This window comes from Streptomyces sp. NPDC001108 (genome assembly GCF_053598535.1).
This window is the reverse complement of record NZ_JBSFKL010000009.1, coordinates 49872-74805: the sequence shown is the minus strand read 5'-3', so window position 1 is coordinate 74805 and position 24934 is coordinate 49872. Positions and strand designations below refer to the sequence as shown.

24 protein-coding genes and 1 other RNA gene are annotated in these 24934 nt (G+C 71.9%); 8 read left to right on the top strand and 17 right to left on the bottom strand.

Features of this window, described 5'->3' with window-relative positions:
• Positions 1 to 191 precede the first annotated feature (191 nt).
• The 6 genes from ACWC97_RS20885 to ACWC97_RS20860 form a co-directional block, all read right to left on the bottom strand.
• Positions 192 to 2579: a HelD family protein gene (locus ACWC97_RS20885; protein WP_450650812.1), complete on the bottom strand. Its 2388-nt coding sequence runs from the start codon at positions 2577 to 2579 to the stop codon at positions 192 to 194.
• A gap of 166 nt (positions 2580 to 2745) precedes the next feature.
• Positions 2746 to 3354, bottom strand: a complete 609-nt coding sequence (locus ACWC97_RS20880; protein WP_352273908.1) for a CGNR zinc finger domain-containing protein — start codon at positions 3352 to 3354, stop codon at positions 2746 to 2748.
• 111 nt (positions 3355 to 3465) lie between these two features.
• Entirely contained in the window at positions 3466 to 4032 is a 567-nt protein-coding gene (locus tag ACWC97_RS20875; protein ID WP_352273682.1) for a GNAT family N-acetyltransferase, read from the bottom strand.
• Between the two features lie 58 nt (positions 4033 to 4090).
• Positions 4091 to 4462 (bottom strand): DUF4259 domain-containing protein, encoded by a 372-nt coding sequence (locus ACWC97_RS20870; RefSeq protein WP_352273681.1) that lies wholly within the window; start codon positions 4460 to 4462, stop codon positions 4091 to 4093.
• A gap of 79 nt (positions 4463 to 4541) precedes the next feature.
• Positions 4542 to 5663: a uroporphyrinogen-III synthase gene (locus ACWC97_RS20865; protein ID WP_450650810.1), complete on the bottom strand. Its 1122-nt coding sequence runs from the start codon at positions 5661 to 5663 to the stop codon at positions 4542 to 4544.
• 180 nt (positions 5664 to 5843) lie between these two features.
• On the bottom strand, positions 5844 to 6854 hold the full coding sequence (locus tag ACWC97_RS20860; RefSeq protein ID WP_352273679.1) for a LysR family transcriptional regulator: 1011 nt from the start codon (positions 6852 to 6854) through the stop codon (positions 5844 to 5846).
• 105 nt (positions 6855 to 6959) lie between these two features.
• On the opposite strand from ACWC97_RS20860, the gene ACWC97_RS20855 reads away from it, so the two are divergent.
• Positions 6960 to 8240 carry an MFS transporter gene (locus ACWC97_RS20855; protein ID WP_450650808.1) on the top strand — a complete coding sequence of 427 codons (1281 nt, stop codon included), beginning with the start codon at positions 6960 to 6962 and terminating at the stop codon, positions 8238 to 8240.
• A 22-nt stretch (positions 8241 to 8262) separates the two neighbouring features.
• Here the strand turns inward: ACWC97_RS20855 and ACWC97_RS20850 are convergent, their stop codons facing one another.
• Together ACWC97_RS20850 and ACWC97_RS20845 are read right to left on the bottom strand one after the other, a co-directional pair.
• Positions 8263 to 9477, bottom strand: coding sequence for a beta-ketoacyl-[acyl-carrier-protein] synthase family protein (locus tag ACWC97_RS20850; protein ID WP_450650806.1), 1215 nt, complete (start codon positions 9475 to 9477; stop codon positions 8263 to 8265).
• A gap of 159 nt (positions 9478 to 9636) precedes the next feature.
• Positions 9637 to 10320, bottom strand: coding sequence for a TetR/AcrR family transcriptional regulator (locus ACWC97_RS20845; RefSeq protein ID WP_450650804.1), 684 nt, complete (start codon positions 10318 to 10320; stop codon positions 9637 to 9639).
• 179 nt (positions 10321 to 10499) lie between these two features.
• Here ACWC97_RS20845 and ACWC97_RS20840 point away from each other — a divergent pair, with 179 nt between their 5' ends.
• From ACWC97_RS20840 to ACWC97_RS20830, 3 genes are all read left to right on the top strand, one after another.
• A complete protein-coding gene (locus ACWC97_RS20840) occupies positions 10500 to 12068 on the top strand; it encodes an APC family permease (protein WP_352273675.1) in 1569 nt (522 codons plus the stop codon).
• The gene (locus tag ACWC97_RS20835; RefSeq protein ID WP_352273674.1) at positions 12068 to 13168 is read left to right on the top strand and encodes an alcohol dehydrogenase catalytic domain-containing protein; all 1101 of its coding nucleotides are present in this window, start codon (positions 12068 to 12070) and stop codon (positions 13166 to 13168) included. The genes ACWC97_RS20840 and ACWC97_RS20835 overlap by 1 nt, the downstream gene beginning before the upstream one ends.
• A gap of 85 nt (positions 13169 to 13253) precedes the next feature.
• Positions 13254 to 14588, top strand: coding sequence for an NAD-dependent succinate-semialdehyde dehydrogenase (locus ACWC97_RS20830; RefSeq protein ID WP_385209728.1), 1335 nt, complete (start codon positions 13254 to 13256; stop codon positions 14586 to 14588).
• A gap of 88 nt (positions 14589 to 14676) precedes the next feature.
• Here ACWC97_RS20830 and ACWC97_RS20825 read toward each other — a convergent pair whose 3' ends face one another.
• Together ACWC97_RS20825 and ACWC97_RS20820 are read right to left on the bottom strand one after the other, a co-directional pair.
• Positions 14677 to 15156: a TrmO family methyltransferase domain-containing protein gene (locus ACWC97_RS20825; protein WP_450650801.1), complete on the bottom strand. Its 480-nt coding sequence runs from the start codon at positions 15154 to 15156 to the stop codon at positions 14677 to 14679.
• A 30-nt stretch (positions 15157 to 15186) separates the two neighbouring features.
• Positions 15187 to 15648: a replication/maintenance protein RepL gene (locus ACWC97_RS20820; RefSeq protein WP_450650799.1), complete on the bottom strand. Its 462-nt coding sequence runs from the start codon at positions 15646 to 15648 to the stop codon at positions 15187 to 15189.
• An 858-nt stretch (positions 15649 to 16506) separates the two neighbouring features.
• Between ACWC97_RS20820 and ACWC97_RS20815 the strand changes: the two genes are divergently transcribed.
• The 3 genes from ACWC97_RS20815 (at position 16507) to ACWC97_RS20805 (ending at position 18432) form a co-directional block, all read left to right on the top strand.
• Positions 16507 to 17727 (top strand): helix-turn-helix domain-containing protein, encoded by a 1221-nt coding sequence (locus tag ACWC97_RS20815; protein WP_352273670.1) that lies wholly within the window; start codon positions 16507 to 16509, stop codon positions 17725 to 17727.
• A gap of 169 nt (positions 17728 to 17896) precedes the next feature.
• Complete coding sequence (locus ACWC97_RS20810) at positions 17897 to 18091, top strand: hypothetical protein (protein ID WP_352273669.1); 195 nt, start codon at positions 17897 to 17899, stop codon at positions 18089 to 18091.
• Positions 18088 to 18432 carry a DUF6415 family natural product biosynthesis protein gene (locus tag ACWC97_RS20805; protein ID WP_450650797.1) on the top strand — a complete coding sequence of 115 codons (345 nt, stop codon included), beginning with the start codon at positions 18088 to 18090 and terminating at the stop codon, positions 18430 to 18432. The genes ACWC97_RS20810 and ACWC97_RS20805 overlap by 4 nt, the downstream gene beginning before the upstream one ends.
• A gap of 212 nt (positions 18433 to 18644) precedes the next feature.
• On the opposite strand, the gene ACWC97_RS20800 is transcribed toward ACWC97_RS20805, so the two are convergent.
• From ACWC97_RS20800 to ftsE, 6 genes are all read right to left on the bottom strand, one after another.
• Positions 18645 to 19418, bottom strand: a complete 774-nt coding sequence (locus ACWC97_RS20800) for a glycosyltransferase family 2 protein (RefSeq protein WP_450650795.1) — start codon at positions 19416 to 19418, stop codon at positions 18645 to 18647.
• A 182-nt stretch (positions 19419 to 19600) separates the two neighbouring features.
• Positions 19601 to 19970, bottom strand: a transfer-messenger RNA (tmRNA) gene (ssrA, locus tag ACWC97_RS20795).
• Positions 19971 to 20102: 132 nt separating this feature from the next.
• On the bottom strand, positions 20103 to 20591 hold the full coding sequence (gene smpB, locus ACWC97_RS20790; protein WP_352273665.1) for an SsrA-binding protein SmpB: 489 nt from the start codon (positions 20589 to 20591) through the stop codon (positions 20103 to 20105).
• Positions 20592 to 20609: 18 nt separating this feature from the next.
• Entirely contained in the window at positions 20610 to 21794 is a 1185-nt protein-coding gene (locus tag ACWC97_RS20785) for a S41 family peptidase (RefSeq protein WP_450650793.1), read from the bottom strand.
• Positions 21795 to 21862: 68 nt separating this feature from the next.
• The gene (gene ftsX, locus ACWC97_RS20780; protein ID WP_352273663.1) at positions 21863 to 22780 is read right to left on the bottom strand and encodes a permease-like cell division protein FtsX; all 918 of its coding nucleotides are present in this window, start codon (positions 22778 to 22780) and stop codon (positions 21863 to 21865) included.
• A 23-nt stretch (positions 22781 to 22803) separates the two neighbouring features.
• Positions 22804 to 23493, bottom strand: a complete 690-nt coding sequence (ftsE, locus tag ACWC97_RS20775; protein WP_148838248.1) for a cell division ATP-binding protein FtsE — start codon at positions 23491 to 23493, stop codon at positions 22804 to 22806.
• A gap of 270 nt (positions 23494 to 23763) precedes the next feature.
• Here ftsE and ACWC97_RS20770 point away from each other — a divergent pair, with 270 nt between their 5' ends.
• Positions 23764 to 23964, top strand: coding sequence for a hypothetical protein (locus ACWC97_RS20770; protein ID WP_352273662.1), 201 nt, complete (start codon positions 23764 to 23766; stop codon positions 23962 to 23964).
• A gap of 113 nt (positions 23965 to 24077) precedes the next feature.
• Here ACWC97_RS20770 and ACWC97_RS20765 read toward each other — a convergent pair whose 3' ends face one another.
• Entirely contained in the window at positions 24078 to 24923 is an 846-nt protein-coding gene (locus ACWC97_RS20765; RefSeq protein ID WP_450650791.1) for an LPXTG cell wall anchor domain-containing protein, read from the bottom strand.
• Positions 24924 to 24934 lie beyond the last annotated feature (11 nt).

Below are 24934 nucleotides of genomic sequence, written 5' to 3'. Positions count from 1 at the left end.
ACCGGCCCGCCATGCTCGCCTCGCGGCAAGTGGTCGCTCGAAGCGACGAAGGTTGGGCCCGGGGGCTTGGATCGAGCCGGTGCCGACACCAGGCTAACAAAGACCGCGCAGAAGCGATTCCCCACGGCGCGGACCGGCCGGCGGAACGATCCGTCCGCCCGGGGACGCTCCCCGGGCGGACCGGCCGGCGCTCAGTCCCTCAGCAGGTCCGGGACCCCGTCCCCGTCGGGCAGGTCCCGCGCCCCCGACACCACCGTGAGCTGCTGCGTCGCCCGCGTCAGCGCCACGTACAGCACCCGCAGACCGGCCGGGGACTCGTCCGCGATCTCGGCGGGCGAGACCACCACCGTGGCGTCGTACTCCAGGCCCTTGGCCTCCAGGCTGCCCAGCGCGACCACCCGTTCGCCCAGCTCGGCGAGCCACTCCCGGGCCTGCGCGCGCCGGTTCATCGCGACGACCACGCCCACCGTGCCGTCGACCTCGGCGAGCAGCCGCCGGGCCTCCTCGCGCACCGCCGCCGCCAGGTCGCCGTCGCCCACGGCCGCGAAGCGGGGGCGTACGCCGGTGGAGCGGACCGCGGCGGGCGACTCCATCCCGGGCATCGCCAGCGCCAGCACCTTGGCGGCCAGCTCGGCGATCTCGGCGGGGTTGCGGTAGTTCACCGTGAGGGTGAAGCGGCGGCGCGGCCGGTTGCCGAGCGCCTCGTCACGGGCGCGGGCCGCCTCGTCCGGGTCCGACCAGGACGACTGGGCCGGGTCGCCGACGATCGTCCAGGTGGCGTGGCGGCCCCGGCGGCCGACCATCCGCCACTGCATGGGCGTGAGGTCCTGCGCCTCGTCGACGATGACGTGCGCGTACTCGGTGCGCTCGGCGGCCAGCCGCTCGGCCCGCTCGCGCTGGGTCTCCTCGCGCTGCGGCATCAGCTCCTCCAGACCGGTGAGCTGGTCCAGCGGGTCGGCATCGCGCTTCCTCTTCGGGCGGGGCGGGGCGCCGAGCAGGGTCTGGAGCTCGTCGAGGAGCGCCACGTCGTGGACGGAGAGGGGGCCCTTGCCGTCGGGGCCGAGCCGCTTCAGGGAGCGGGCGAGGCGGCGCGTCTCGCCCTGGTTGAGGACCCGGCGGGCCCAGCGGCCGAGCCGCTTCTCGTCGGCCATCGCGGCGAGCACCCCGCGCGGGGTCAGTTCGGGCCACCAGGCGTTCAGGAAGTCGAGGAAGTCCGTCTCGGTGGAGACGTCCTCGTCGAACGAGGAGCGCAGCTCGGCGGCGAGTTCGGGGTCGGTGTAGCGGCCCCGGCCGGAGGACTTGTTCCACAGGGCGTCCAGCAGCATCCGGCGGGCGCGCGGGCGCAGCAGGTTGACCGGGGCGGTGCCGCCGAGCACGGACTGCCGGATGCGGCGCAGCTCGTCGGCCTCCAGCTCGATCCGGGCGCCGAACGCGACGACCCGCAGCCGGGCCGGGGTGGCCGGGGCGGTGGTCCGCGCCGGCTCCTCCTCGCCGAGGGCGAGCTGGCCGCCGGTGTCGTGGCGCGGGCGCGGGGTGCCGGGCTGTTCCAGGGCGCCGCGGGCGGCCTTGCGCAGGACGGCGAGCATCCGCGAGGAGCCCTTGATCCGGGCGACGGCGGGCTCGTCGTAGGTGGTGGCGCCCTCGACGCCGGCCGCGTCGTCGGAGAGCGAGCCGACCGCGCGGATCGCGACCTGCCCCTCCTCGCCGAGCGAGGGCAGCACGCCCTCGGTGTACGCGACCAGGAGCGGGGTCGGCGAGACGATGAGGATGCCGCCCGCGTACCGCCGCCGGTCCTGGTAGAGGAGGTAGGCGGCGCGGTGCAGCGCCACGGCGGTCTTGCCGGTGCCGGGGCCGCCGGAGACCTCGGTGACGGAGGCGGCGGGGGCCCGGATCACCAGGTCCTGCTCGGCCTGGATGGAGGAGACGATGTCCCGCATGGTGTGGCTGCGGGCCTGGCCGAGCGCCGCCATCAGGGCGCCGTCGCCGATCACCGGCAGCTTTCCGCCGTCGAGGTACGCGGTGAGTTCGGGGCGCATCAGGTCGTCCTCGACGCCGAGGACCTTGCGGCCCTTGGAGCGGATGACCCGGCGGCGTACGACCCGGCCGGGGTCCTTCGGCGTCGAACGGTAGAACGGGGCGGCGGCCGGGGCGCGCCAGTCGATGACCAGCGGGGCGTAGTCGGCGTCGAGAACCCCGATCCGGCCGATGTGCAGCGTCTCCGCGATGTCGGCCGTGGCGTCGTCGCGCACCGCGTCGTCGGCGGGCTCGACGGAGGTGTACGCGCCGTCGGGACCGCGTTCGCCGTCCTTGCCGAGCAGCAGATCGATCCGGCCGAAGAGGAAGTCCTCGAACTCGCTGTTCAGCCGGTTGAGGTGGATCCCGGCGCGGAACACCTGGGCGTCGCGCTCGGCGAGCGCCCCGGGCGTTCCGACCTGGCCGCGCTTGACGGCGTCGTCCATGAGAAATTCCGCCTCGTGGATCTTCTCCTCGAGGCGGTGGTACACCCGGTCGAGGTGTTTCTGCTCGACCCCGATCTCCCGGTCCCGCAACGAATCGACAGCGGCATCCTGCGCGGCCACCGAGGCCCCTTTCTGATGTGCATTTGGGCAGCCGTCAACCTTAGGCGAAGGGATGCCCGCCGCGCACCTGCCGCGCATGCCGAAAATGGTGCGCAGCGGGTCCGGGCCCCGGGGACGGGACGGCACCCGCGCCGGCCCACCTCGCATCCGGTCCGGAACCCCCGGTTCAGGACACGCCCGCGCCCGCGGCCCGGGCCGCCGCGCGGCGCCGGTGCCTGGCCACCCGTTCGCGGTTGCCGCACACCTCGCTGGAGCACCAGCGCCTGCGGCGGCCCCGCGAGGTGTCGAGATAGAAGCGTCGGCAGCCCACGGCCTCGCAGCGGCGCAGCCCGGCCCGCGCCACCGGGTCGGTGAGGAGGTCCACCACGTCGCGGGCGACGGCGGTCAGCAGCTCCCCGCACTCGGGATCTCCGCTGAGCGTGCGGACCAGCTTGCCGCCCCGGCCGCGTACCGCCCGTACCCCGGGCGGTGCCCCGGCGGCGAGCGCGTTGACCCGCTCCAGGGCGTACCGGTCGCCCCGGCCGCCCAGCTCCGCCGTCAGCAGCCGGTCGACGCCGGCCCGTAACTGCCGGAAGCGGAGCACCCAGCTCTCGTCCACGGCGTCCAGCCGGGTGCCGTCCGGTACGAGCCCGGTGGCGACCAGCCAGTCGGCGAGCCGCTCGGCGCCGTCCAGCAGCTCGCACGAACCGGTGGTCCCGATGCCCGTCGCCACCAGGTCGAGACAGGGCCGGCCCGCGTCGAACCGCCACTCGTACGCGCTCTTGCCGGTCATCATGGGCATGCCACCGCCTCGGGTCACCGGTCGGGTCTCCCCCAGGGTGCCCCGCCGACGGCCCGCCCGGAACCCCTGCCCCCGCGCCGGGGGTGCGGACGCGCCGCGGACGGTTCAGTCGCGCGGCGGGCCGTCGTGCAGGATCCGCTGGAAGACGCGGTGGTCGCGCCAGTCCCCGTTGATGTGGAGGAAGCGGGGCGCCAATCCGTACTGCTCGAAGCCGCACTTGGCCAGCACCCGCTGCGAGGCGACGTTGTCCACCATCGTCCCCGCCTCGATCCGGTGCAGCCCCAGCCCGTCCCTGGCCAGCTCGCAGATCCGGCGCACGGCGGCCGTGGCCAGCCCGCGCCCCGCGCACTCGACGTCCACCCAGTAGCCGAGCGCGCCGCTGCGCAGCGGGCCGAGCACGATGCCGTTCAGGTTGAACCCGCCGACCGCGCGGTCCTCCGCGTCGGCCAGCACCCAGCCCTTCGCCCGGCCGGCCTCGCACTCCACGAGCAGCCCGGTCAGCCGCTCGCGCTGCCCCTGCTCGGTGTAGAAGTGGTCGGGCCGGATGGGCTCCCACGGCTGCATGTAGGCCCGGCTACGGGTCAGCGAGTCGGCGAGGGAGGCCGCGTCCCGCAGCTCGACGGGGCGGAGCCGTATCTCCGCGTCGAGCTGGTAGATGTCGTTGTCGTCCATCCCCGCAAGGTATCCCGGCAGGCCACGGCAGCCCCGTCCTTTCCCGGGCGCGGCCCGGTCAGTGCGCCCGTTCCGCGAGGGCGGCCAGCCGGTCGAAGGTGCGGACCAGCTCGGCCCGTCTGTCCTCCTTGTACTCCGGGGTGGGCTCCAGATCGTCGATGGTCCGCTCCCACACGGGCATGAACGTCTCCCGCCAGCCCGCGACCACCGCCGGCTCCGGCACGCCCGCGCCGACGTACCCCTGCTCCGCGATCAGGCAGAGCAGCTCGATGTCGCACGGCACGGTGACGCCCTCGTACTCGTCGGGCTCCAGGCGGACCGGATCACCGGCCATCGCCTCCGCGATCCGCTCGACGAGCCGCCCGGTGATACCCGAGAGATGGTCCGCCGCCGCGTCGCTGTCGAAGTTGCCACTGCCCCAGGTGCCCATGGAGTCCCCCTGCCCTCTCGCCCGTTGCCTCTGGGTCCGTTGTAGCAGCGGGCACTGACAACGCGGCCCCGTCAGCTCCTCAGCGCGGGTCCAGCGCCAGCCGGTAGCCGCGTTTGACCACCGTACGGATGAGACCGGGGTCGCCCAGTGCCGTGCGCAACCGGGCGACGGCCGTCTCCACCGCGTGCTCGTCGAGGCCGCCGCCGGGCAGCGCGCGCAGCAGTTCGGCGCGGGACACCACCCGGCCGGGGTGCCGGGCCAGGGCGTGCAGCAGCGCCATTCCGGCGGGCGTCACCCGGCGGGGCCCGCCGTCCACGAGCACCGCCCGCCCACGGACCGCCACCCGGTGCCCGGCGATCTCCCACTCCGTTTCGCGGGCGGGCAGTTCGGCGCAGAGGAGCTGGACGAGCGGCGCGAGCCGGAAGCGTTCCGGCTGTACGGTGCCGATCCCGCGCTCCTCCAACGGCCGGGCCGTGACCGGTCCGACGCAGGCCACGAGTACGTTTTCGCGCAGCGCGCCCAGCAGTTCCGGGAGCAGCCCGCGGCGCTCGGCCCGCCCGAGCAGCGCCGTGGCGGCCGGGGCGCTGGTGAAGGTGAGGGCGTCCAGGCCGCGGGCGACGGTGAGGTCGAGCAGCCGGTCGAGCGGGGCGATGTCCTCGGGTTCCGTCCAGCGGTAGACGGGGACGGGGCGGACCTCGGCGCCCGCCGCGCGCAACGGCCCGATGAACTCGGCGAGCGAGTCGCCGTGCAGCTGGACGGCGATGCGACGGCCCGCGACGCCCTCGGCCAGAAGCCGTTCCAGCACCTCGGCCATGGCTTCGGAGGCGGCCGACCACGTCTCGGTGAGCCCGGCTCCCCGGACGGCGCCCTTGGCCTTGGGGCCGCGGGCCAGCAGTTCGGCCCCGTCCAGCGCCGTCAGCAGCGCGTCGGCGAGGCCCCACTCCCCGGCGGCGCCGATCCAGCCCCGGAAGCCGACCGCGGTGGTGGCGACCACCACGTCCGGTGGGGAGGCGATGACCTCCCGGGTGGCGGCCCGCAGTTGGCCGTCGTCGGCGAGCGGCACGGTCCGCAGGGCGGGGGCGTGCACGACCGAGGCGCCCCGCCGTTCCAGCAGCGCCCCGAACTCCTCCGCGCGGCGCGCGGCGGTGACCCCGACGGTGAAGCCCGTGAGGGGTCCGTACTCCTCGTCGTCCTGGTACATGTGGTCGGCCGACTCCCGTCCCGCTCCCGTTGGCGTTCCTGCGGCCGCCCATGATGCGCGGGGCACATGACGGGGCCGGTTCACCCGTGTTTCCCGCCGGTTACGCCATGGGTTCATCTCGCGGCCGTGTCCGGCGACGGTATACGTACCGGTTCCCGCCCGCCGAGCGTCAGGGCCGCGTCACCGCCCGCCGAGCATCAGGGTCGCGTCGGGTTCGGGCAGCCAGCTGCCGGGCGGGCGCACCAGCCACCCCTCCTCGGCCCCGAGCAGCGCGGCGGCCTCGCACAGCGCGTCGAGGCCGGGATGGCGCAGCCCCTTGCGCCAGACCAGCAGCAGCGGCGAGAGGGGTACGGGGTCGACCAGCGGGCGCACCACGGTGCCCGGCATCGGCGGGAACTCGTCGACCACCAGCACCGGGTTCCGGGACTTCGCCATGACCCGCTGGAACTCGGCGACACCGATCGCGAGCGGGACGGGCGGCGCCAGCTCGATGCCCCATGCGGTGAAGAGCAGCCGGGCGAACTCCGTCCACTCCACCGTGCGCGGATTGCCGGCGCCCGCGTAGACGGTCTCCCCGGCCAGATCACCGAGGGGGACGGTCTCGCGCGCGGCGAGCCGGTGGTCGTCGGGGAGCAGCACGGCCATCGGCTCGTACCGCACCGGCCGCATGCCCAGCCGGGCCCGTACCGCCGGGGCGAGTCCGGCCGCGCGGCCGAAGGAGACGTCGAGCCGGCCGGCCAGGATCTCGTCGGCAGCCCAGGTCAGCCCGCTCTCGAAGCGCGCCATCAGCTCGCACCGGGGGGCCAGTTCGCGGGCGCGGGCGAGGACCCGGGCGGCCGTCATGCCGTCGGTGTTGAGGTCGACGAAGAGGGGCAGGTCCGCCCGGTCGGTGAAGGCGGCGGCCAGCTCGGCGTGGGCCTCCAGCACCCGTCGCGCGTACGGCAGGAGCCGTTCCCCGTCCGCGGTGAGGGCGACCTGCCGGGTGGTCCGTACGAACAGCTCCACGCCCAGCTCGCGTTCCAGGCGGCGGACGTCGCGGCTGAGCGCCTGCTGGGCGACGTAGAGGCGGGCGGCGGCGCGGGTGAAGTGCAGCTCCTCGGCGACCGCGACGAAGACGCGGAGGAGGCGCGGGTCGGTGTGGGGGCGGGGGTGCTGCGTCGGGGCGCCGGATCCGGCGGCGGAGGAGACCACACCGGAACCTACAACACAGGTGCGTCAATATTCACATCACAGATGCGTGAATCGGTACGGAGAAGGTGTTGGACCCCGGGGGCCGCCCGCCCGGAGGCTTGCTCCATGCCGTACGAGACCGCTCCAGCCCCCTCCTCGTCCCCCTCCTCGTCCTCCCCCCTGCTCGCCGTCTCCGGCGGCCAGCTGGTCATCGCCCCGCGCACCGCCCCCGTCCGGCGGGCGTCCAGCAATCCGTACGTCCGGCTGCTCGCCACCCCGGGCGCCCGCGCCTTCACCGCGGGCAACCTCATCGCACGGCTGCCCAGCGGGATGTTCAGCGTCAGCGCGGTCATCATGATCGCCGGGACGCGCGGCTCGTACGCCCTGGCCGGGGCCGTCACCGCGACCGGGCTCGCCGCCACGGCGGTGGTCGCCCCCTGGACGGCCCGGCTCGTCGACCGGTACGGGCAGGCCCGGATCGCGGTGCCCTCCACCGCGATCGCCGTGCTCGGCTCGTTGGCGCTGCTGCTCTGCGTGCACTACGACGCCCCGGCCTGGACCCTCTTCGCCGCCTACGCCGCGACCGCCACCACCCCCAACACCGGCGGGATGTCCCGGGCCCGCTGGGCCCATCTGCACCGGGGCGACCCGGCCGCGCTGCACACCGCGAACTCCTTCGAGCAGGCCGCCGACGAGCTCTGCTTCATGCTCGGCCCGGCACTGGCCGCGCTGTTGTGCGGGGCGCTCTTCCCGGAGGCGGGGACCCTGGTCTCCGCCGTCCTGCTGATGACCGGCGTACTGGTCTTCGCCGCCCAGCGCGCCACCGAACCCCCCGTCGCCCCCCGCACCCGCACCGGCTCACCGCTCCGCACCCGGGGCATGCCGCCGCTGCTCGCCGCGTTCCTGGCCACCGGGGCGGTCTTCGGTTCGATGGAGGTCGTCACGATCGCCCACGCGGGCGGTGCGGTCCTGGCGCTCCAGGCGGCCGGTTCCTGCGTCGCGGGGCTGCTGTACGGCTCGCTCCGCCCGGCCGCGAGCATCCGGCGGCGCCTGCTGGTCTGCCTGACCGGGATGACGGCCCTGATGTCCCTGCCCCTGATCGCCGCCGCCTCGACCCCTTCCGTCCTCGTCCTGGCGGCCGCATTGCTGCTGGCGGGCGCGGCGACGGCACCGACCATGGTCACCGGGATGACCCTGATCCAGCGCCTCACCCCCGAGGGCCGGCTGAACGAGGGGATGACCCTGGCCGTGACCGCGCTGCTGGGCGGCATCGCGGCCGGTTCGGCGACCGGCGGCTGGTTCGTGGAGCATGTCGGGGGCGTCCAGGGCTACGCCGTACCGATCTGCGCGGCGGCCCTGGCCCTGGTCCTCGCCCTGGCGGGCGTCCGGGTCCCCCGGGAGCGCTGAGCCGCGCGGCCGCCCGCCACGGTCAGCCGGTGAGGACGAGGCTGACGTTGTGGCCGCCGAAGCCGAACGAGTTGGCCAGGGCGGCGGTCCACCGGCCGGTGCGGGGTTCGCCGCGTACCAGGTCCAGCTCCACGCGCGGATCGGGTTCGTCGAGGTTGCGGACGGCCGGGAGCGTGCCGTGCCGGAGGGCGAGGAGGGCGACCATGGCGCCGACCGTGCCGGAGGCGCCCAGCATGTGGCCGGTCATCGACTTCGTCGCCGTCACCGCGGCGTGGTCGCCGATCGTACGGGCGACCGCCTCGGCCTCCGCCAGGTCGCCGGAGTCGGTCGAGGTGGCGTGGGCGTGGACGACGCCGATGTCCGCAGGGGCCAGGCCGGCGTCGCGCAGCGCCAGCTCGATCGCGCGGACCTGGCCCGCCGTGTCGGAGGCCGTGATGTGGCCCGCGCTCGATCCGACGGAGCCGCCCGCCAGCGCCCCGTAGCCGCGTACGGAACGGGCGCGGGCGAACTCCTCGCGTTCCAGCACCATCATCCCCGCGCCCTCGCCCATCACGAAGCCGGACCGCCCGACGTCGAACGGCCGGGACACCGCCTCCGGGTCCTCGGACCGCGTCGACAACGCCTTCATCTGGGCGAACGCCGCGAGGGTGAAGGGGTGCAGGCAGGCTTCCACGCCACCGGCGACGACCACGTCCGCCCGCCCGCTCCGGATCAGGTCCTGCCCCAGGGCGAGGGCCTCCGCCCCGGAGGCGCAGGCGCTCACCACCGTCCGGGCGCCGCCCTTCGCGCCCAGGTCCATGCTCACCCAGGCGGCGGGCCCGTTGGGCATCAGCATGGGCACCGCGAACGGCGAGAGCCGGCGGGCCCCGGCGCGCTCGAAGACGTCGTCCTGCCCCAGCGTGGTGAGGACGCCCCCGGTCCCCGTACCGAGGACGACGGCGAGCCGCTCCGGCTCCACCTGCGGCGCCCCGGCGTCCCGCCATGCCTCCCGGGCGGTGAGCAGGGCCATCTGCTCGCCCCGGTCCAGCTTCCTCGCCTCGGTCCTCGGGAGCAGCGAGGCGGGGTCCGTGGGGAGGGCGGCCGCGACGTGCACGGGCAGGTCCTCAGCCCACTCCTCCGTCAGGGACCGCACCCCCGATCTGCCGTCCAGCAGACCCGCCCACAGCGCCGCCGCGTCGTCCCCCAACGGTGTCATCGCACCGATGCCGGTCACCAGCACACGTCCGTCGCGGGTCATACGGGCCTCCTCGGATTATGTGGATGCCCAACAGCACCCGAATCGCTCCACAACGATCATTTCAGCGAGGGAGAAGGGGAATCAGGAGCGCGAGCCACGGATTCGGAGGCGGGACTTTATGAGACTTCCACAAACCTGGACGCCATGGAGAGAGGCGCGTCAGGGCAGCCGCAGACCACCGGCCGCCAGGCCCAGCTCGGCCTCCGCCAGCCTGCGCGCGAGGTCGGCGAGGGGCTCCGTACGCCGGTCCGCGCTGGTGTTGATGTACGCGCTGGCGCCGTCGACGACGGCGAGGATGCGCACGGCCGACGCCCACGGGTCCTCGCAGCGGAACTCCCCCTCCCGCACCCCGCGCGCGATGATCTGCTCGATGCGGTGGCACCAGCGCAGCTCCTGGCTGACGACCTGGCCGTGGAGCGCGGGACGGTAGCGGGACAGGTGCCGCGCGTTGAGCCAGAGCTTGCTGACGTTGTCGAACTCGGCGCCCGATATCAGGGTGAAGAAGCGCCGGAAGGCGTCCAGGGGCCCTGCCCCCTCCCCCCCGTCCACTCCGTCCGCTCCGTCCGCTCCGTCCGAGGCTTCGGCCCCGGTCGCCGCCTCGGGCAGCAGGCCGTCCAGTTCCGCCGTGGTGGCCCGGGCGAACGCCTCCGCCACCAGCTCCTCGACCACCGGGAAGTAGTGGTGGATGAGTCCGGACTGGACCCCGAGGCCGTCGGCGATCCGCTGCCGGGTGACGCACTCCAGGCCCTCCTCCAGCCCGACCAGCGCGGCCGCGGCCACGATCTCGCGGCGCCGCTCCGCCGCCGATTTGCGCACTTGTTTCCCGGTACCCCTTGACGCCATGGCGAAGATGCTATTGGCTGTGCAGCCAAATAACAATTGGCTCTACAGCCAATACACGGTCGCCCCTCGAACGACCACCGTGGCACCGGCCTCGTAACCGGTGGGAACGGCAGGTCGGCGACCGGCCTCCACCTGTGGGCGCCGCCGGACGCGGGCCCTAGCAATGCCAGGAGTACAACGTGGACCACAACCGCGCCGATGCCGGCGACCTGGCTGAGTACGGCTACCAGCAAGAGCTGAAGCGCACCCTCTCCCCCTGGGCCGTATTCGCTCTCGGCTTCGCGACGATCTCCCCGGTGGTCGGCATCTACGCCGTCGTCCAGCTCGGGTTCGTCTTCGCCGGACCCACCTGGATCTGGGCGGTCGTCGTCGCCTTCCTCGGACAGCTGCTGGTCGCCACGGTCTACGCCGAGCTCTCCTCGCAGTTCCCGATCACCGGCGGCGTCTACCAATGGGTCCGCCGGCTGGGCGGGCCCCGGCTGGGCTGGCTGGTGGGCTGGATCTACCTCGCCTCGGCCATCGCGTCGCTGACGACCGTGGCGTACCTCGGTTCCAGCTGGCTGCACATGCTCTTCAGCGACGCGGAGCTCTCCCCCGCGACCCACGTCCTGCTCGGCGTGGTCTTCATCGTCGTGGCCCTGGGCATCAACCTGCTCGGCGTCAACCCGGTCAAGCACTTCCTCAACGCGGGCATCGTCGCGGAGGGCGTCGCCTCCATCGCCATCAGCGTGTTCCTGCTGGTCTTCGCCCGCAACAACGGCTTCGGCATCCTCTTCGACACCCTGGGGGCGGAATCCGCCTCGGGCGGGTCCGCCGTGGCCGGGTTCGTGACGTGTCTGGCCGTGGCCGGCTGGGCCTTCCTGGGATTCGACGCGACCACGCAGGTCGCCGAGGAGACCGAGCAGCCGCGACGCAGCGTGCCCCGGGCGCTGCTGCGCAGCTACGTGTTCGTGGCGTTCACGGTGCTGCTGACCTCGGTCGCGGTGACGTTCTCGCTGCGCCGCCCCGAGGACGCCGTCTCCGGCAAGACCGTGGACCCGGTCTTCGACGCGGTGACGCAGAGCCTGGGCGGCTGGAGCGAGAAGCCGTTCGTCGTCGTGGTCCTGGTCGCGTTCTTCGCCTGCGCCATCTCGATCCAGACGTACATCGGGCGGGCCGTCTTCGCCTTCGCCCGCGACCGGCAGCTGCCCTGCTCCACCCAGCTCGCCAAGGTCGGGGAGCGCCAGATCCCCTGGGTCTCGCTCACCGTCACGGCCGTCCTGGCCGGTCTCGGCCTGCTGCTCGGGCTCAACGGAAACGCGGCGGCCACGCTGATCTCCTTCGGCTCCGGCGGCTTCTACCTCATCTTCCTGACCGTCGCCCTCGTCGCGCTCTACGCACGGCTGCGTGGCCGCTGGAACCCGGCCGACGGCGAGTTCCGCCTGGGCCGGGCCGGCCTGGTGGTGAACGTCCTGGCCGTGGTGTGGCTGCTCTTCGAGGCGGTCAACATCGCCTGGCCCCGCGCCGAGCTCGCGCCGCCGTCGGGCAGCTGGGTCCAGGTCTGGGCCGTGATCGTGGTCTTCTCCGCGCTGCTGGTCGTCGGCCTGGTCTACATCGCCGTCGCCAAGCCCCACACCCGCCTCGTGTCCCCCACCCACCCGTCCGGGAACACCCCCACCTCCCGAAACACCCGCGCCTCCGGAAACACCCCGTCGTCGAGCACCCCGTCGTCGAACACCTCGCCGTCCGAAGAAATCAAGGCTCTCTGATGTCCGCGAACCTCTCCCCCGCCATCGCCTACGACCCCGTCGCGGGCCTGCACACCCGCCAGGTCTCCCACCGGCCCGCCGGACCGGGCGAGGTGGAGATCGACGTCCGCGCCGCCGGGGTCTGCCACTCCGACCTGCACATCCTGACGGGCGACTGGCCCAGCGACCGCCCCCTCGTCCTGGGCCACGAGGCCGCCGGTGTGGTCACGAACGTCGGCGGCGGCGTCAGCTCGGTGAAGCCGGGCGACCACGTCGTCCTCTCCTGGTTCGCGCCCTGCCGCCGCTGCCGCAAGTGCCTGGCCGGGATGGCCTGGCTCTGCACCGGCACCCAGGCCGTGGCGAACACCCTGCCCGACGGCACGACCCCCATCACCGACGCCGACGGCGAGGAGGTCTGGCCCTACCTCGGCCTCGGCGCGTTCACCAGCCGGGTCGTCGTACCCGAGTCGGCCGCCGTCAAGGTCCCCGACGAGCTGCCGTTCGGCATCGGCGCCCTCCTGGGCTGCTCCATCTCCACCGGCATCGGCGCCGCCATGAACACCGCGGGCGTCCGCCCCGGCGAGTCCGCGGTCGTCATCGGCGCCGGCGGGGTGGGCCTGTCCGTGGTGATGGGGCTGCGGCTGGTCGGGGCCGACCCGATCGTCGCCGTCGACCTCTCGCCCGAGCGCCTGGCCGCGGCCGAACGCTTCGGGGCGACGCACACCCTCGACGCCGCCACCACCGACGTGGCCGCCTGGTGCCAGGAGGAGCTGGGCGGCGCCGACTACGCCTTCGAGGCCATCGGCAGCCCCAAGGTCATCGAGACCCTTCCGGCGATGCTCACCTCCGGCGGGGCGGCCGTCCTCGTCGGCATGGCCCCCGTCGAGGCGACGGGCGCGTTCAACCTCTTCGACCTCGCCGACCAGGGCAAGCGTATCCTCGGCTGCAACTACGGCTCCAGCGTCGGCGCGATCGACATCCCCAAGCTGGCCCGCCTGTACCTGGCCGGCAGGCTGCCGCTGGACGAGCTGATCGGCAACGTCCGTCCACTCGACGAGGCGGCCGCCGCGTTCGAGGACCTGAAGTCCGCCGTCGGCGCCCGGACCATACTCGAACCGTAGGACTTCGCCGTACCGGCCCCGCGCCCCCCGGACGCGGGACCGGCCACGGCACCGGCACCACTCCCCCGCACTTCCTGGAGACCCGATGTACGCCGTCACCGACCCCTCCACCGGCACGACCGCCCACACCTACCCGACCGCCACGGACGCCGAGGTGACCGCGGCCGTCGACGCCGCCCACGCCGCCACCGCCTGGGGGCGCTCCACCACCGTCGCCGAGCGGGCCGCGCTCCTGCGCCGGCTCGGGGACCTGCACGCCGAGCACCGCGCCGAGCTGGCGGCGGGCATCGTGCGCGAGATGGGCAAGCCGCTCGAAGAGGCGGAGGGCGAGATCGACTTCTGCGTCGACATCTACCACTACTACGCCGACCACGCCGAGGGCTTCCTCGCCGACGAGGAGCTTCCCGTCACCTCCGGCCCCGGCCGCGCCGTCGTGCGCCGCGGCCCGGTGGGCGTCCTGCTCGGCATCATGCCGTGGAACTTCCCCGCCTACCAGGTCGCCCGGTTCGCCGCCCCGAACCTCGCCCTGGGCAACACCATCGTCCTCAAGCACGCCCCGCAGTGCCCGGCCACCGCGGCGCTGCTGGAGCGGCTCGTCGCCGAGGCCGGCTTCCCCGTCGGCGCGTACGTCAACGTGTACGCCACCAACGAGCAGATCGCCGAGGTGATCGCCGACCCGCGCGTCCACGGCGTCTCCCTGACCGGCTCGGAGCGCGCCGGTGCCGCCGTCGCCGAGATCGCCGGGCGGCACCTGAAGAAGGTCGTCCTCGAACTCGGCGGGTCCGACCCGTTCATCCTGCTCTCCACCGACGACCTCGACGCCGTCGTGGACTCCGCCGTCGCCGCCCGCCTCGACAACACCGGCCAGGCGTGCAACGCCGCCAAGCGGTTCGTCGTCGTGTCCGACCTCTACGACACGTTCGTGGAGAAGTTCACCGCCGCGCTCCTCGCCCGCCAGTCCGGCGCCCCGCTCTCCTCGGTCGCCGCGGCCGACACCCTGGAGCGCCAGGTGGCCGCCGCCGTCGCGGAGGGCGCCACCCTCCACACCGAGGGCGAGCGCAAGGGCGCCCACTTCCCCGCCGGAGTCCTCACCGGCCTCACCACCGAGCACGCCACGGCCCGCCAGGAACTCTTCGGCCCGGTCGCCATGGTCTTCCGGGCGGCCGACGAGCAGGACGCCCTGCGGATCGCCAACGACACCCCGTACGGCCTCGGCTCGTACGTCTTCACCACCGACCCCGAGCAGGCCGCCCGCGTCGCCGACGGCATCGAGGCCGGCATGGTCTTCGTCAACGGCGTCGGCGCCGAGGGCGCCGAACTGCCCTTCGGCGGCATCAAGCGCTCCGGCTTCGGCCGCGAGCTGGGCCGCCCCGGCATCGAGGAGTTCGTCAACAAGAAGCTCATCCGCACGGTCGCGTAACGCGACAACCGGGCCCGACACGCCTCCGCCCCGCGAACGGTCTCGCGGGGCGGAGGCTTTCGTACGTCGTACGCGAGGAACCCGGGGGTCAGTCCCGGGCCGGGGCGTAGTAGTCGCCCAGCATGTCGCTGACCCACCGGGGCTGCCGGACCTCGCCCCGGGGCCCCATCTCCTCGAACCACGGCTTCACCTCGATCACCGGGGTGCCGTCCACCGCGTCGAGATCCTCGACATGAAGGTCCAGCCCGTCCACCCCGACCAGCCGACAGCGCGAGACGCCCAGCCAGTTGAGGCGACGCATGTTGCGATGCCCCACGAACCCGACCTCGGGCCAGTCGGGATTGTCCCGGGGCCGCCGGGCCCGGAGCGGAAGATCGGCCGGATCGGTCAGATGGAAGCGGAAGACCACGTCGAGGTGGGAGAACTCCTCCAGCCCCTTCGTCGCCTCCACCGGCAAGGAACCGTCCAACCGGATGATCGCGCGCGTACCGCCCCAGTAGTCGTCGGTCGGCTCGCCCCGCCCCCCGACGACGTACCCCAGAGCCTCGACCTCGAACTTCTCTGCCATCAGGTTCCTTTCGCTGTCAGGCGGTAGCGGTCAGGCACGGATGTCGGCGACACCGTCCGCAGTGATCTCATGCGCGATCACGGCCCCGGGCTCGGGCACCACGGGAAGCTTCTTGTCCTCGAAGTGAGCCTTGGCGTACCCGATCGCCTCGTCCTGCCGGGTGGCGCTGCCGAAGTACAGCAGGAGCGGGTGAAGCTGGTACTTGCCCCGCCGGGTCTTCCACAGGAAGTTCCGCGCCATCAAATGCCCTATGGCCACGTTGACCGTGGGTCTCTTGACACCCAGCATCCGCGCCAACTGGTCCTGGGTGACCGCGATCTCACCGTGACGGTTGATGTGGACGTACTGCCCCTGCTCGTCCTTCTCGGCCAGCAGCCCGACGATCGTCCAGAAAAGGTCCTTGGAGAGGCTGGGCAGGTTGTACCTGGGGAATCGGGCGATGAAGCCAAGCGAGACCACGACATGCATGGGCTCGGTCTGATTCTCGAACACGTCTTCCATGGGATCAGTCGCAAGCATTCTGTACGACCCCTCTTCCTGATCGTGACGTCCACGTCTTCGCCGGGACGGATGGCCTTCCCGGCCTCTTCCGCGAGCTTCGCGAAGCTCTGCGGCACTCGTACCCGACGTCGGTGTACTGCGTCCCGGCGCGCACTGACCATGCACACAGCCTACAAGTTACGTCATCGATTTCATGACGTTTCCCTCGCTTACGTCAGTGATACACGAACGTAAGCATCTCGCGACAGACCAGCCACCCGGAACTTCCGCACACCCCCGCCCCTCAGGAGAGAAGTGTTATGTGATTCCTGACATTACTCATTAGTAGTGTTCGGGTTTCCCTGACACATCGACGGCATAGGTGCAGGTCAAGGAGGCGCCCTCTTCTTTAGACAAACAGTAGCCCGGCAACACGCCCCAAGGACCGGATCACGCTCCTGCGGTCACCCCTGCCCCACGAAGGCGACACCTTCCCCGCCCACCCCTCTTCGACAGCAACCCGGGAAAGGCAACCCCCGATTCCGCACGGCCGACGACGGCGCGACAGGAGCCACGTCAGCCACCCCCGGGCATCCCCCGGTGAAACGGGAGCGTCGCACCCGGACCCGGCCCGCAGGCCCCTCGGGGCCGAGGACACGGAAGCCGGGTTCGACCGCGTGGCAGGTCAACAACGTTGGGGTACAGGGCGGTTTGGCCGGAACGAGCGCGCAGAGGCGGGCCACGGGAACCAAGGGCCGGGAGAGAGCCCGAACCGCACGGTCCACCCCGTCGACGGCGCGCGAAGCCGCATCCCCCGCCGCATGCCGACGGGTACCGTCCCAGTACGCGACTACGAGGACGGAGCACAGTATGTCCACGCCCACCGGCGTCGGGACAGGGGCACGGATCGCCGCGTACCGGCGCCTGCACCGCCTGACGCAGAAGCAACTCGCCACCAAAGCAACCGTCTCCTACTCGCTCCTGGTCAAGGTCGAACAGGGCCGCCGCCCCGCCAGCGGCTCGTTCATCGCGGCCGTCGCACGGGCCATGGGTGTGCCCGTCACCACCTTCACCGGCCAGCCCTACGCGGCCGACCACGCGCACGACCGGCTCGACGGCCCCCTGACCGACCTGCGTGCCGCACTCGACAACTACGACTTCCCGCTCGACGAACTCCCCGTACGATCCCTGCCGGACATCGGCGCCGACGTTCACGCGGTGCTCCTTGCCCGCAGGAAGGCGAACTTCGGGCGGATCGTCGCCATGGCGCCCCCGCTCATCGACGAACTGGTCCAGGCCTCCCAGACCGCGCGGGGCCGACCGGCCGAGGAGGCGCACCGGCTGCTCGCGCACGTGTACCGGTCCGCCTACGACGTCGCCTACGGGCTCGGCCTGTCGGACCTGGTGGCGCTGCTGCTGTCGCGCATGGACTACTCCGCCCAGCGTGCGGGCGACCCGTACCTGATGAGCCTGTACGGCTACATGCGCGCCTACTCGACCTTCGCCACCGGGCGGCACGAGGTCGGGCAGAAGATCATCGCAAGGGCGCGCGAGACCGTGGAACCCGGCGTACGTGCCGGTGAACTTCCCGCCCTCTGCTCCGCCGGGAACCTGCACCTGCGGGCGGCGATGCTGGCCACCCGGCAGGGCGACGCCGACTCGGCCCGCAATGAACTGGCCGAAGCGCGGCGCCTGGCCGAACAGTTGGGGCGCGAGGTGATCGGCGGTGCCCGGGACGGAGCACACGTCCAGTCGTTCGGTCCAACCAACGTGGCCATCCACGCGGCGGCGGCGGAGATGGAGTTGGGCAACCACGGAAGGTCCCTCCAGCTCGCCAAGCTGGTACATCCTCCGGCGGACTACTTCCCGGACCGGCTCGGGCACTTCTGGATCGACACCGCCCGCTCCCAGCTCTGGACCGGCAGGACCGACGCGGCACTCGCCTCCCTACTCAAGGCCCGCAAAGCAGCGCCGCAGCAGGCCAAGTACCACCCGTCCGTACGCGAAACCACCGCCGGCCTGGTACGCGCGGCCCGCCGTACCCCGGAAGCCCTCATCGGCTACGCCTCCTGGTGCGGCGCACAGCTCTAGGGGCGTTACGCCGGAACGCCTGCGGCAGGACTTCCGCACGACGCCCCGGACTGTCACAACGTGTGCCAGTTCCGGGGCGTCGTCACGCGTTCACTGGGTGTCAGTAGCAGGCATCGCCCTTCGGCCCGCCGGAATCGGCCGGAGGAGCCCGCAGAACACGGAGATCGGCATGGAACCCCAGTCCGACCGTTTAGAGCTCCCGCTCTCGGCTCACACCCCCGACTCGAACCTGCCCGGCAGTCACCCGTCCGCCGAACTGCTCGCCCGGGCCCAGCGCGGCTGGGACACCTTCCTCGCCCGCACCGGGCCGCTGCCGGGCGAGGACATCGAACACGGTCGGTACGACGAAAGCGCCGAACGATGAGTGCCGCGCCCGGCACTCCCCCGACCGCGACCGACATGGCCCGGGACGTGGACCTGGCACTCGCACTCGCCCGGAGCCGGCCGACGGGGCCGGTGGCCGGCGAGGTCCGCAAGCGGCTCCGCTCCCACCTCGGGCTCCTCACCGACCCGGCCGAGGAGTACGCGAAGGGCCTGGCCGACTCACGAGCCCGGGACATCGCCGTCGCCACCGTGACCCACGCCCGCGGCCTGCTCCGCGACCGGGACGGCGACCCCGCCGCCATGCTCCGGCTCCTCGCCAAGGCCGTCGACCACCTGATGCGGTACGCCTCCCACACCCGGCGGCACGGGCAGCGGCCGTGATCAGCCCGGTCCGCCGGGACGCTGCGTCGGGCCGGGTACTGGCTCGGGGAGGTCTGCGACGAGATCGTCATGGACGCGATCGCACCGGAATTCGACGGCCCGTCCGCCGTGAAGAAGCTCTTCGCTCCATGAGCCCGGCGCACGGCCCTCCCCACCGGTACGGGAAAAGCCTCCGCCCCGCGAATCATCTCGCGGGGCGGAGGCGGAACGGCTCAGATCCGCGAGTTCCGCAGCGACTGCCACACCGCGCCGGTCAGCGCCCGCGTCGCCCGGGGCACCGACAGCCCCTCGTGCTCGCGGTACAGCGCCCAGTTGTACTGGACGAGCGACAGCTTGTTGGAGGACAGCGAACCCGCCCGGTGGGCCCGGTACACCGCCAGCGGCTCGGTCAGCCCCCGGGCGTCGGCGCCGTCGCGCATGATCGACAGCCACAGGGCGTAGTCCTGGCGCTTCCGCATCTCCGGCATCAGCCGCGTGCCGAGGACGTTGCGGTCGTACATCGCGGTCAGGGCGCCGATGTAGTCCCGGACCAGCATCGCCCGGTAGTCCACATGTCCTCGTGCCTGAATGATGCGCCCGTTCGGGACGAAATCGACGCTTTCTCCCGCGTAATCGGCGTCCATCTTGTAGTACGAGGTGAACGTCAGCGGCGCATCGCCCTCCGCAGCGAACGCAAGCTGCCGTTCGGCCTTCTCCGGAAGCCACATGTCGTCGCTGTCGAGGAAGGCGATGTAGTCGCCCCGGGCCCGCTCGATGGCGAGATTGCGCGCCCGGCCGGCACCGCCCTGCTCGGGCGCCGACTCCGGCCGTACGCGCTCGTCCTGCCGGGCGAACTCCATGAGCATGTCCATGGAGTCGTCGGTCGACTTGTCGTCGGTGATCAGCAACTCAAGGTCGCCGTGGGTCTGCGTGAGCACCGACCGCACCGCCGCACCGAGAGTGGCCGCCGAGTTGTACACGGGCATCACGACGGATACCAGGGGCACTGCGCTTCTCCTTGCTCGCCAGGAACGTCAACCCATTCAAGCACTGCATTCGAACAGGGGCGGACCACGCGGGCCGCCGTCCACCGTCCGGCGTCCGATGCGAGCCGCCCCCTCCCCGCGGGCAGGCATGAAAAAGCCTCCGCCCCGCGAAAAATCTCGCGGGGCGGAGGCTCACATGGGAATTGTGGAGATGGCGGGAATCGAACCCGCGTCCAACGGTGCAGAACCAGGGCTTCTCCGTGTGCAGTCCGCTGCGATTTTCTCGGCCCCGGAGATCACGCGGACAAGTCTCCGACGGGCTCAGTCACTGTTTGATTTCCTTCTAGGCCCCGTGACCGGGTCTAGAAGTTTAGATCCCTTGATGATGCCAGGATCCGGGTCGGGATCACCCCCGGGCTGACACTTCGCAAGTCGCTACTTAGGCAGCGAGGGCGAAGGAATCGCGCTTGGAGTTGGCGATTATTGGTTGCGACATATGGTTTACGAGATCATTGCCGCTTCCTCGACACGCTTCCCCTGCTTCGACATCCGCTGTCGAAACCGATCATCCCCATGTTGTTTTTTCAAATGCGCGCACCCGCTGTGGAGTGCGTTGCCATCGTACGTGACCAACGTGCGACGATGCCAGCCTATTCCTGACGGACGGCCGACAGGCCGACCGGAGGCGGGCCGCGAGCGCGGGTCTCAGGCGCTGCGCTGGCGGCGGCGGGCGGCGGAGATCGCGCGGTTGGTCTCGCGGAGGTCCTGCTTCTCGCGCAGGGTCTGCCGCTTGTCGTACTCCTTCTTGCCCTTGGCGAGGGCGATCTCGACCTTGACCCGGCCGTCCTTGAAGTACAGCGCGAGCGGGACGATCGTGTGGCCCGTCTCGCCGGACTTCGACTCCAGCTTGTCGATCTCGGCCCGGTGCATCAGCAGCTTGCGCTTCCGCTTCGCCGAGTGGTTGGTCCAGGTGCCCTGCACGTACTCGGGCACGTGGATGTTGTGCAGCCAGGCCTCGCCGCCGTCGATCTGGACGAAGCCGTCCACCAGGGAGGCCCGGCCGAGCCGGAGCGACTTGACCTCGGTGCCCATGAGGACGAGACCGCACTCATAGGTGTCCAGAATGTGGTAATCGTGCCGCGCCTTCTTGTTCTGCGCGATCATCTTGCGACCGGTGTCTTTTTCCTTAGCCATAGTGCGGCCATTTTCGCACTACGAACCGCCCCCGAGGCCACTCAATACTGTCTCCGCCCGCTGCTCGGCCCGGGAGTCGACCGCGAGGTCCGGGGTGATGCCCCGGCCGTCGACGCCGCGCCCCGCCGGGGTGCGGTAGTGGCCGACGGTCAGCTCGGCCACCCCGCCGCCCGGGAGCCTGCTGGGCATCTGGATCGAGCCCTTGCCGAAGGTCCGCGAGCCCACGGTGACGGCACGGCCCCGGTCCTGGAGCGCGCCGGTGAGCAGCTCGGCGGCGCTCATCGTGCCGCCGTCGACGAGGACGACGAGCGGGCGGGAGGTGTCGCCGCCGGGCTGCGCGTAGAGGGCGCGCTGCTCGCCGTGCACGTCGTACGTGGCGACCAGGCCGCCGTCCAGGAAGGCGGAGGCGGCGGTGACGGCCTCGGTGACCAGCCCGCCGGAGTTGCCCCGGAGGTCGAGGAGGACCCCGGCGTCGGCGGGGGCCGTCCGGACCGCGTCGCGGACCTTGGTGCCCGAGCCCTTGGTGAAGGAGTCGACCTCGATCAGTACGGCCTCGGGCCCGGGGCGGCCGGCGCCGATCCGCCGTATGGTCACGGCCTCGGTGGCGAGCCTGGCCCGGCGCAGCGTCTCGGTCCGGGCGCCGCCGGCCCCTTCGACGCCCAGGGCCACCGTGCTGCCCTCGGCGGCCTCCGCGCCGTCGCCGCGCAGCAGGGCGACGACCTCGGCGACGGGGCGGCGGTCGACCCGGTGGCCGTCCACGGAGCGCAGCAGGTCGCCCGGCTCGATGCCCGCCCGGGCGGCGGGGCTGCCGGGCTGCACCCGGGCCACCTCGACCCGCCCGTCCTCGGTGCGCCGTGCGGAGATCCCGACGCCGGTGTACGTACCGTCCAGCGCCTGCTCGAACTCCGCGTACTGGCGCTCGTCGTACACCGCGCCCCAGCGGTCCCCGCTGCGGCTGACGACCTCCTCGGCCGCCTCCTTGCCGGACTTGCCGTCGGCGATGGCGCGCGCGGCCGCGGCGGTCACGTCCTCGCCCTTGACGGTGGAGGCGACGGAGCGGGTGGCGAGCGCGGCGGGGGCGTGAGCATCCCGGGGCAGTACGCCGGTGGCGGCACCGGCCGTCAGTACACCCGCGAACACCAAGGTCAGGGCAGCCCCGCGGCGCATGCCGCGGGGCCCGAGACACTGTGTGGGGCCCGACATGTCGCCGAGTCTAGGACAACGCCCCCTGGGCGCACGGCTTGTTGGCCGCGCGCCCCCGGGGGCGCATGTCACACCTTGAGGTACTTGCGGAGCGCGAAGAGCGCGGCGACGGCGGGCATCAGCAGGCCGATCGCCAGGACCAGGGGCAGCTTGGTGAAGACCGCGTCCCAGCCGATGAACTCGATCAGGTTCAGCTTGCTCTGGAGGGCCAGGCCGCCGTCGATCAGGAAGTACCGGCCGGCCAGCAGCATCACGCAGGCCAGCACACCGCCGATGAGTCCGGCGAACGCGGCCTCCATGATGAACGGCATCTGGATGTAGAAGCCGGAGGCCCCGACGAGCCGCATGATCCCGGTCTCGCGCCGTCGGCTGAACGCGGACACCCGGACGGTGTTCACGATCAGCATCAACGCGATGACGAGCATCAGCGCCATCACGAAGAGGGCGGCCACGTTCATGCCGTTCATCAGGCCGAAGAGGTTGTCCAGGATGCTTCTCTGGTCCTGTACGGACTGCACCCCGTCACGGCCCGCGAAGGCGGTGGCGACGACCTTGTACTTCTTCGGGTCGTGGAGCTTGACCCGGTACGACTCCTGCATCTGGTCGGGCGTGATGTTGCTCGCCATGGGCGAGTCGCCGAACTGGTCCTGGTAGCGCTTGTACGCCTGGTCGGCGGACTCGTAGCTGACCGTGTCGACGACGTCCATCTTCTCGAGGTCACTCTTGATCTGCTGCTTCTGCTCGGTGGTGACCGCACCCTTGGCGCACTTCGGCGTCGAGGTCACATCGGCCTTGCTGCAGAGGAAGATCGAGACGTTGACCTTGTCGTACCAGTAGTCCTTCATCGTGCTGACCTGCTCGCGCATGAGCAGCGCGCCGCCGAACAGGGCGAGCGAGAGGGCGACGGAGACGACGACGGCGAAGGTCATCGTGAGGTTGCGACGGAGGCCGACGCCGATCTCCGACAGGACGAACTGGGCGCGCATGGCGTCCTTTCAGTGCTCGGTGCTCAGTGCTGGTAGCCGTAGACGCCGCGCGCCTGGTCGCGTACGAGACGGCCCTTCTCCAGCTCGATGACGCGCTTGCGCATCTGATCGACGATGTTCTGGTCGTGGGTCGCCATGATCACGGTGGTGCCGGTCCGGTTGATCCGGTCCAGCAGCTTCATGATGCCGACGGAGGTCTGCGGGTCGAGGTTGCCGGTCGGCTCGTCCGCGATCAGCAGCATGGGGCGGTTGACGAAGGCCCGCGCGATCGCCACGCGCTGCTGCTCACCACCGGAGAGCTCGCCGGGCATCCGGTCCTCCTTGCCACCGAGGCCGACCAGGTCGAGGACCTGGGGCACCGCCTTGCGGATCTCGCCGCGCGGCTTGCCGATGACCTCCTGCGCGAACGCCACGTTCTCCGCGACGGTCTTGTTGGGCAGAAGCCTGAAGTCCTGGAACACCGTGCCCAACTGGCGGCGCATGTGCGGCACCTTCCAGTTGGACAGGCGGGAGAGGTCCTTGCCCAGGACATGGACCGCGCCCTGGCTGGCGCGTTCCTCACGGAGGATGAGTCGCATGAAGGTGGACTTGCCGGAGCCGGAGGAGCCCACCAGGAAGACGAACTCGCCCTTCTCGATATCGAGGGACACATCCCGCAGAGCGGGGCGGCTCTGCTTCGGGTATGTCTTGGAGACGTTGTCGAATCGGATCACGGATGCACCACGGTCGGCCGGGAGTAGGTGTGCGTGACCATACGCGAACCGGACTCAGGCGTGCAGGCGCACGTCCGGGGATGGGCGATTTGTGTCGGAACGGGGCCGCCCGGACGCAGGACGTAAGTATGACGGAACAGGTGATCTCCGGCGGGCCGCGCCGAAACCCGCGCGAGCTGGCACAGTGGGAGGGGAACGGTTGCGTTTCCACGAGCGTTGTGCGGAGCGTCCAGCGGGTCGCGGCTCCGCCGCGCGGGAGGAGGAAGGCGCATGACCTACGACCGACTGGTGTGCGCGAACTGCGCGGCGCCCGTCAGCGAGGGCCGGTGTCCCGTGTGCCGGGCGAGCCGTGAGCGGCTTCAGCGGGAGCAGGGGCAGGGGATGTTCGCCGGGCTGAGTCCGGTGATGCTGGTGGCCCTGCTGGTGGTGCTGGTGGGCGCCCTGGCACTGCTGGCGCACCAGGGCGCGTAGGCCCTCGCTCCTTCCGGGCACGGTACGTACGTCGAGGGGCCCGGGATGCCGAATGGCGTCCCGGGCCCCTCTGTGCCTGTGCGCCGGGCACTGCCCGGCGCGGACGGCGGTCCTTAGACGGCCGCGCGGCCGCTCATCAGGCGCGGCAGGATGCGGAAGCCGATGCCTCCGGCGATCATCGTCGCGGCGCCGACCACCAGGAAGGTGGTCTCGGCGGCGCCGGTCTCGGCGAGCTCGTCCTTGCCCTTGCCCTGCTCGACCGGCTGGTTGCCGGCCGAGTCGGGGGTGGTGTTGTCCGCGCACTTGGCGCCGTCGAGGTCGACGGTGCAGGAGTCGTCGCCCCCGCCGGTCACGGAGCCGCCGGTGGCGCCGCCCTCGGTGCCACCGTTGCCGCCGGTGGAGGAGCTGCCACCGTTGGAGGAGCTACCGCCGTTGCCGGAGGTGCCGCCGTGGTTGCCGGAGCCGCCGGTGGAGGAGTTGCCACCCTGGTTGCCGTTGCCACCGTTGGACGAGTTGCCGCCCTGGTTGCCGTTGCCACCCTGGTTGCCGTTGCCGCCAGTCTCGTTACCACCGGTCTCATTGCCGCCGGTCTCATTGCCGCCGGTCTCGTTACCACCGGTCTCATTGCCGCCGGTCTCGTTACCACCGGTCTCGTTACCACCGGTCTCGTTACCACCGGTCTCATTGCCACCGGTCTCGTTACCGCCGGTCTCGTTACCACCGGTCTCGTTACCACCGGTCTCGTTACCGCCGGTCTCGTTGCAGCGCGGGTCGATCGGGCTGCACTCGCCGTCGCCGTCCTCGCCGCCGCCGGTGACCTCGGCCTTGGCCGACAGTCCGGCGACGTTGACATCGACGCCGACCGCCGAGGCGACGCCGGCGGCGGTGAGCGAGGCACCCGCTGCGATGACCGCACCCGCGGCGATCCGCGCGACGCGAACGCGCGTCTTCTTCGTCATGTGCTGCTACC